This is a genomic window from Streptomyces sp. NPDC005820 (genome assembly GCF_040630255.1).
GTDB lineage: Bacteria > Actinomycetota > Actinomycetes > Streptomycetales > Streptomycetaceae > Streptomyces.
The window spans coordinates 25,704-32,047 of the sequence record NZ_JBEXXE010000041.1 but is presented as its reverse complement, the minus strand read 5'-3'; the positions used below and the strand labels follow the sequence as shown (position 1 = coordinate 32,047).

Genomic DNA, 6,344 nt, shown 5'->3' with positions numbered 1-6,344 from the left:
CGGGACGACCGACCCCGGCCCAGGGAGCAGCACCAGGACGACCGACCCCGGCCCAGGGAGCAGCACCAGGACGACCGACCCCGGCCCAGGGAGCAGCGACGCGGCGACCGACCCCGGCCCGAGAAGCAACGACACAGCGACCAACCCCGCCCCGGGGAGCGGCGGCGGGGCGCTGGGCCCCGGCGTCGGGGTCCCCTCTCAGGTCCGTCCCGGTCCGGTGTCCTCCGTCGGGGTCGCGTCGAGGCGCAGGAGTACGGCGGTGTCGGGGCGGGGCAGGCGGACGGTGAGTGCGGACCCGGTGGCGTCCCAGCTCGCGGTGGCGTCGGCGGTGGCCGGGTAGAGCACCGTGGGACGGACGCGGGTGCCGCGCAGATGGGGGACCGAGAGGGTGCGGGTGCTGTCGTCGGGGGTGCGCGGGGCCCCGGGGGCCGGTGCGCGTCGCCACACGGTGAGCCAGGTGGTGGGGGTGGCCGGGCCGCGCAGACCGGAGGCGAGCCAGGTGTCCTCCCAGGCGGGCAGCCCGAGCGGCCAGAAGGGAAGGCCGGCGGGGATCTCCGGGCGGAGCGCCTTGTAGACGGAGACGGCGGAACGGACGAGCGCGGACTGCTCCGGGCTCATACGGTCGAGGAACCCGGACAGCTGGACACGGCCCTGCAGCGCGCCGGTGAGGGTGAAGGCGATCTCGTCGGGGGTGAAGTGCGGCTGGGGGTAGGCCCAGACGGCGGCCTGTTCCGGGGCGACCGCGGTGGGGGCCGCCGCGGCGATGGGCGGACAGCGCGCGGGGTCCTGCTGGTCGCTGGTGGACTGCACCTGGGTGACGGCGAGTTGCGCGTAGTCCATCCGGAGTCCGCCCGAGGCGCAGTTCTCCAGGACGAGACCGGGGTGCCGGTCGAGGAGGGAGCCGAGCCAGTCCAGGTGGGCGCGGTGGTGCCCGAGCAGCCCCGCGCCCGCGCTCTCGGTGCCGTTCTCGGTGCCGGCGCCGACGTTGACGTTGTAGTCGAGCTTCAGATAGCCCACGCCCCAGTCGCCCACGAGCCGGTCGACGACCCGGTCCAGATGGGCGCGGGCGGCGGGGTGGCGCAGATCCAGGTGGTGCCGGCCGTGCTCGGTGACGCGGATTCCGCCCCGGCGGAAGAAGGCCTCGGGCGGCAGGGTGCGGGCCAGCGGGCTGCGGACGCCGACCACTTCGGGCTCCAGCCAGAGGCCGGGGGTCATACCGTGCCGCGCGATGGCGTCCAGGACCTCCTGGATGCCGCCGGGGAAGCGGCTGCCGGAGGCCTCCCAGGCGCCGACGGCGTCCCACCAGCCCTGGGCGTCGTCGTCGTACCAGCCGGCGTCGACGACGAACACCTCGGCGCCCGCCGCTGCCGCCGCCGCGATGAGCGGCATGAGCTTGTCGGTGGTGGGGTCGCCCATGAGGGTGTTCATGTAGTCGTTGTAGATCACCGGGAGCGCCGTGTGGTCCGGGTGGGCGCGGCGCATCCGGCGGCGGTAGGCGGTGAGTTCGCCGAACGCGGCGTCCAGGCCACCGGTCCCGGCTCCGGCGAGCACGGCCGGGACGGTGGTGAACTCCTGCCCCGGACCGAGGGTCTCGTGCCACTGGTGGTGTGCGTCGTCGGGGCCGAACAGGGCGGCATACGCGGCGCCTTCGCGTTCGCCGGTCTCGTAGCGCCAGCCCGCGCTGGACTCGATCTGCCAGAGCCAGGCACGCCCGCTCGGATCGGTGAGCGCGGCGACCGGCAGATGGCGGCCCGTGGACCAACTGCCCTGCGAGGAGCGCTCGAAGCAGCCGCGTCCCTCGTGGCCGTGGGCGGACCGGCTCAGGGAGACGACCCGGTCCCGGAAGGCGGCCTGCCGCCAACGGCACTCGGCGAGCCAGTCGTTGTCCGCCCAGTGCAGGGTCAGACCGTCCACCGCGCCGTCGGCGTCCACGATCCCGCCGAGGGACAGGCTCGACACGCCCTCCAGCCGGAGCGGGGCGTTCCCCTCGTTGACCAGGCGCACCTGTGAGCGGAGGAAGCCGGCGCCGGGGCGGGTCCACAGGGTGATCTCGGCGGCGAGGGCGGTCACCGGGTCCGCCAGCCGGATGGTGGTGGTCCGCCGGTCGCCGTCCACCACCGTCTCGTGGCCCCGGTGGGCGAGGCGGCCGCCGACGGTGGTGTCGACGAACCGCTCCCCCGACCAGGCGCGGCCGTGGCCGGTGACGGTGACCTCGACGAGAGGCGTCAGACGGTCCCAGTCCTGGCCCGACGCCCCCAGCCGGACCGCCCCGGCGGAATCCGCGACGGCGTGCAGCCCGAGGACGTCATGGGACCAGAGGACCCTCTTCTCCGCGGTCTTCTCCGGCTTCTCTGCTGGGGTGGTCAACGAGGGGTCCCCTTCCGTGGTCCGGGACTGTCTACCCACGGATGTGACCGGTCACCCCCCACCCCGGGACCTCACCTGACGTCGACGAAGTCGCCCGCGGCGGTGGACGGTCCGGTGGTGCCCGTGCCGGCGAAGACGTACCGGTAGTAGCCGTCCTTCGTGGCCTTGACGGTGGTCTTCAGGGTGCCGCCGCTGCCGGTGGTGACGGTCTTCACCGTGGTGTAGGTGGTGCTGCCCTTCTTGCGGAACTGGAGCTTCACCGACTGGCCCCGGTACCCGGTGTACGTGCGGGTCTCCCAGTTGGCGCGGGTCAGCTTGCCGGTGACCGTGATGGTCCGGCCCTTCTTCACCGGCTCTGGGGAGGCATTGACCGTGACCTTGGCGTTCCGCTTGATCTTCGCCGTGGCCGCGACGTCCACGTCCGTCCAGTCGTCGGTGGCGTCCTGTGCGTCGGTGAGCACGTTCCAGGTGCCGGCCAGGCTGTTGTGGCGGAGGTCCCGTGCGGCGTTCACCTCGAAGGACATCGTGCAGGTGGAGGTCGTGGGATCGGTGGGCGAGACGGTGCAGGTGCCCGCCGGGGGGTACTGCGGCAGATGGCCGTCGGCGTCGTCGGTGTTGGGACCGTGCCACAGAAAGGCCCAGGTCGCGACGACACCCTCCGGGTCGGTCACGGTCCAGGTGAGGGTGACGGTCTTGCGGGTGGTCAGGCCGAGCACGATGTCCTTGCCGCCGTTGACGAGGACGTGCGAGAACGTCGTCGGGGCGGCCGGGGCGCGGTCCGCCGCCCCGGCGGCCGGGACGATCGAGGCGGACACGGCGGTGGCAAGGGATACGACGGCGACGGCCGAGTGGATTCGCATGGACTCCCCCTTCGGGACGCTCGGGCCCGCCGCCTCCTCGTCGGGGCGGGCCTGATGGTGTGTCACGCTGCCTAGACCCACGAGAGGCGGCCCCGGTTGCCCCCACGCACCCACGACCTCACCTCAACTGAGCCGTCCCCGCCCCCTCAGGGGTGAATTCGCCGTGACGCGACCGGCAGCCGTCCGCGCGGACGGCGACTCGATGCCACATTCCTCTTGCCCGATTTATCCGATTAACGCACCGGCAGATGTCCTGCGCCTCGGCCGGATCGGAAGGAGAGGAACAAGAAGAATGAGACGAACGAGACCGGGGGGCACGCCGTGAGACCCCCTGTTCAGCGGCGCGCCCTCACCGTCGTCGGCGGCGTGCTCCTGGTGCTGCAGTCCCTCGTGGTCGCCGGACCCGCCGCACCCGCTCTGGCGGGTGAGGACCGGATCCTGGCCACCGGCGGCTTCGAGCCGCACAACGCCACGGCCAACCCCCGCAGACCGAACCAGGTCGCCGTCATGCAGGGCTGCACCGTCCGGATCGACAACAACTTCGGCAAGGACGGCTTCCCCGTCACCCGGACGTCGAGCCTCCCCGTGAACCAGTGCTTCGGCGACCCGACCCTCGCCTTCGACTCCCAGGGGCGGCTGTTCGTCAGTCATCTCTCGTCGGCCTTCAACAGCGGCGGCGGCACCTTCGGCGTCGGGGTCGGCCGGATCAACGATCTGACGACCCCCGGGACCCAGACGTACACCGCCACCCAGGTCAGCGGGAACAGCACGTTCAACCACGACAAGCCCTGGCTGGTGGCCGACGCCGACCCCGCCGGCCCGTACCGCGACAACCTCTACCTCGTGTGGTCGCACCTCGGCACCCCGTGGGAGATCCAGTTCTCGCGCTCCGTGAACGGCGGCACGACCTGGTCGACACCGCGGGTCGTGTCCGCGGCCGGCGAGGGCAACGTATGGCCCTCCCACGCGGCCGTCGGCCCGAACGGCGACCTCTACGTCGCCTACCACTCCGATCTCTGCCCCGAGGGTGCCGACGGAACGCCCCTGCAGGGCAGCACCCAGCTCCTGCGCGACGGCTCCGGCGGCGCCGATCTCGCCGCCGGCACGATCCAGCAGAAGACCACCCCCTTCGGGGCGGGACAGGCCACGGTCACCTGCAATGTGCAGGACACCCCCGGCGGTGACATCCCGGGGACCGACTTCTGGCTCCAGGGCAGCATGCAGCCCTGGGTCCTGCCCGACCCCGCCCGGCCCGGGAACGTGTACGTCGTCGCGAACGACGACCCCGACAACACCTTCGCGAGCGGCGACGACGCCGATGTCGTCATCGCCCGCTCCACGGACAACGGGCGGACCTTCACCCGGGGCAGGGTCGACCACGGTCCGGGCCGGACCTTCGCCGTGATGCCCACCGCCCATATCGACCAGGACGGCAACGCGGTCGTCACCTGGTACGACAACCGCAGCGGCCGGACCAACGGCGGCACCGGCCCGAACGGCAGCAACGACTTCCTGCTGGAGCTCTACGGCACCACGAGCCGGGACGGCGGGCAGACCTGGACCCGGGACTTCCGGGTCGCCGACTCCCCCTTCGACCCGGACCTGGGCGCCCGCTGCCGCTTCGCCTGCGGCGCCGGATCCACCCAGCAGACCCTGCGCATCGGCGAGTACAACGGGCTGTGGACGGTCGACGGGATCGGCTACGCGAGCTGGACCGGCAACACCACGCCGCCGACGGCCACCACCCCGGCCCAGGGCACCCCGACGACGTACTTCGACGTCTTCTCGCTGCTCGGCGCCCACCCCGACCGCTTCGAGCCCAACGAGTCGATCGACACCGCCGTCGCCACCGCGCTCGGCACCAGGAACCGGGTCACCCAGCGGCGTCTGACCCTGCACAGCGCGACCGACGTCGACTTCTTCCGGTTCACGCCCCGCCGCACCGGCCATCTGCAGGCCGAGATCGCCTTCAACGAGGTGGTCTCCGGGCTCCGGGTCCACGCCTACGACAAGTACGGCAACCGGGTCGCCACCGGCACCACCGCCAACACCAGGCCGGGCAGTTCCACCAGCCGGCTCGCCATCCCGGTGGTCAAGGACGAGCCGTACTTCATCGCGGTCGCCGACGCCGGCGTCACCGACCCGACCGCTCCGGGCGACGCCTCCCCGACCGATCCGCCGCAGGCCACCTACGACCTCACCGTCTCCGGCCGCGCGGCCCCCGAACCCTACGGTCTCGACCTCACCCGCACCTCCGACTCGGGCCGCCACGACAACGACGACGTCACCAGGATCGCCGGGCCGGAGCTCTTCCTCCGGGTGGACGACTCCGCGCTGCGGGCCGCCGGCATCCCGTTCTCGCCGCAGGACGCGACCGCCACGCTCGCCGACGACACCCCCGGCTTCAAGGTGGCCGTGGAGCGGGACGGTGAGCGGGTCGGCTTCGCCCAGCCGGTGAACCCGGTCACCAAGCCGGGGCTGTACCGGATCCAACTGGACCCGGTCCTCACGGAAGGGGAGAACCAGATCACCGCCGAGGTGGTGATCGTCGACCCGTCCGACGCCCCGGACGCGGGCACGGCCCATGCCACCGGCTCGGGCGCGGAGAGCAGCCACCGGCTGCTGATCACGCTCGACACCGTCGCGCCGGTCCGCCCGGCCGCGCCGGACCTGCTGGCGTCCAGCGACACCGGCGTCGACGACGACAACATCACGAGGATCACCAAGCCGGCCTTCCAGGGCTCGCCGGTCGAGGCCAACGCGCTGGTGCGGCTGACCGCCGATCCCCCGGGCCCCGAAGGCCCGGCCGTGGTCGGCAAGGACACCGTCACCTCCGGCGGCGCCTACGAGGTCGTCAGCGCCGCGCTCGCCCGCGACAAGTACGGCTTCGCCGTACTGCTGGAGGACCTCGCCGGCAACGTGAGCCCCCCGTCCCCACCCCTCACGGTGACCATCACCGACCACCCCCACCCCGACCACACCCCCCACCCGGGCCCCGCCCTTCCGTGGATCCCCCTGGGCCACTGACCCACCAACCGACCAACTGACCAACCGACCGACTGACCAACCGACCGTGGACGGCCCACGAACGTGGCTGTCCACGGCCGGGACCTGCGG

General features: G+C 72.6%; 3 protein-coding genes. 1 reads left to right on the top strand and 2 read right to left on the bottom strand.

Translation table 11 applies throughout. The features are described 5' to 3' along the window. Positions 1-198: 198 nt before the first annotated feature. Positions 199-2,367, bottom strand: coding sequence for an alpha-galactosidase (locus ABZ464_RS38440; protein WP_359285581.1), 2,169 nt, complete (start codon positions 2,365-2,367; stop codon positions 199-201). Between the two features lie 71 nt (positions 2,368-2,438). After that, positions 2,439-3,227, bottom strand: a complete 789-nt coding sequence (locus tag ABZ464_RS38435; RefSeq protein WP_359285578.1) for a hypothetical protein — start codon at positions 3,225-3,227, stop codon at positions 2,439-2,441. Between the two features lie 321 nt (positions 3,228-3,548). On the opposite strand from ABZ464_RS38435, the gene ABZ464_RS38430 reads away from it, so the two are divergent. Next, positions 3,549-6,254: an Ig-like domain-containing protein gene (locus tag ABZ464_RS38430; RefSeq protein WP_359285575.1), complete on the top strand. Its 2,706-nt coding sequence runs from the start codon at positions 3,549-3,551 to the stop codon at positions 6,252-6,254. The last annotated feature ends 90 nt before the right edge of the window (positions 6,255-6,344 follow it).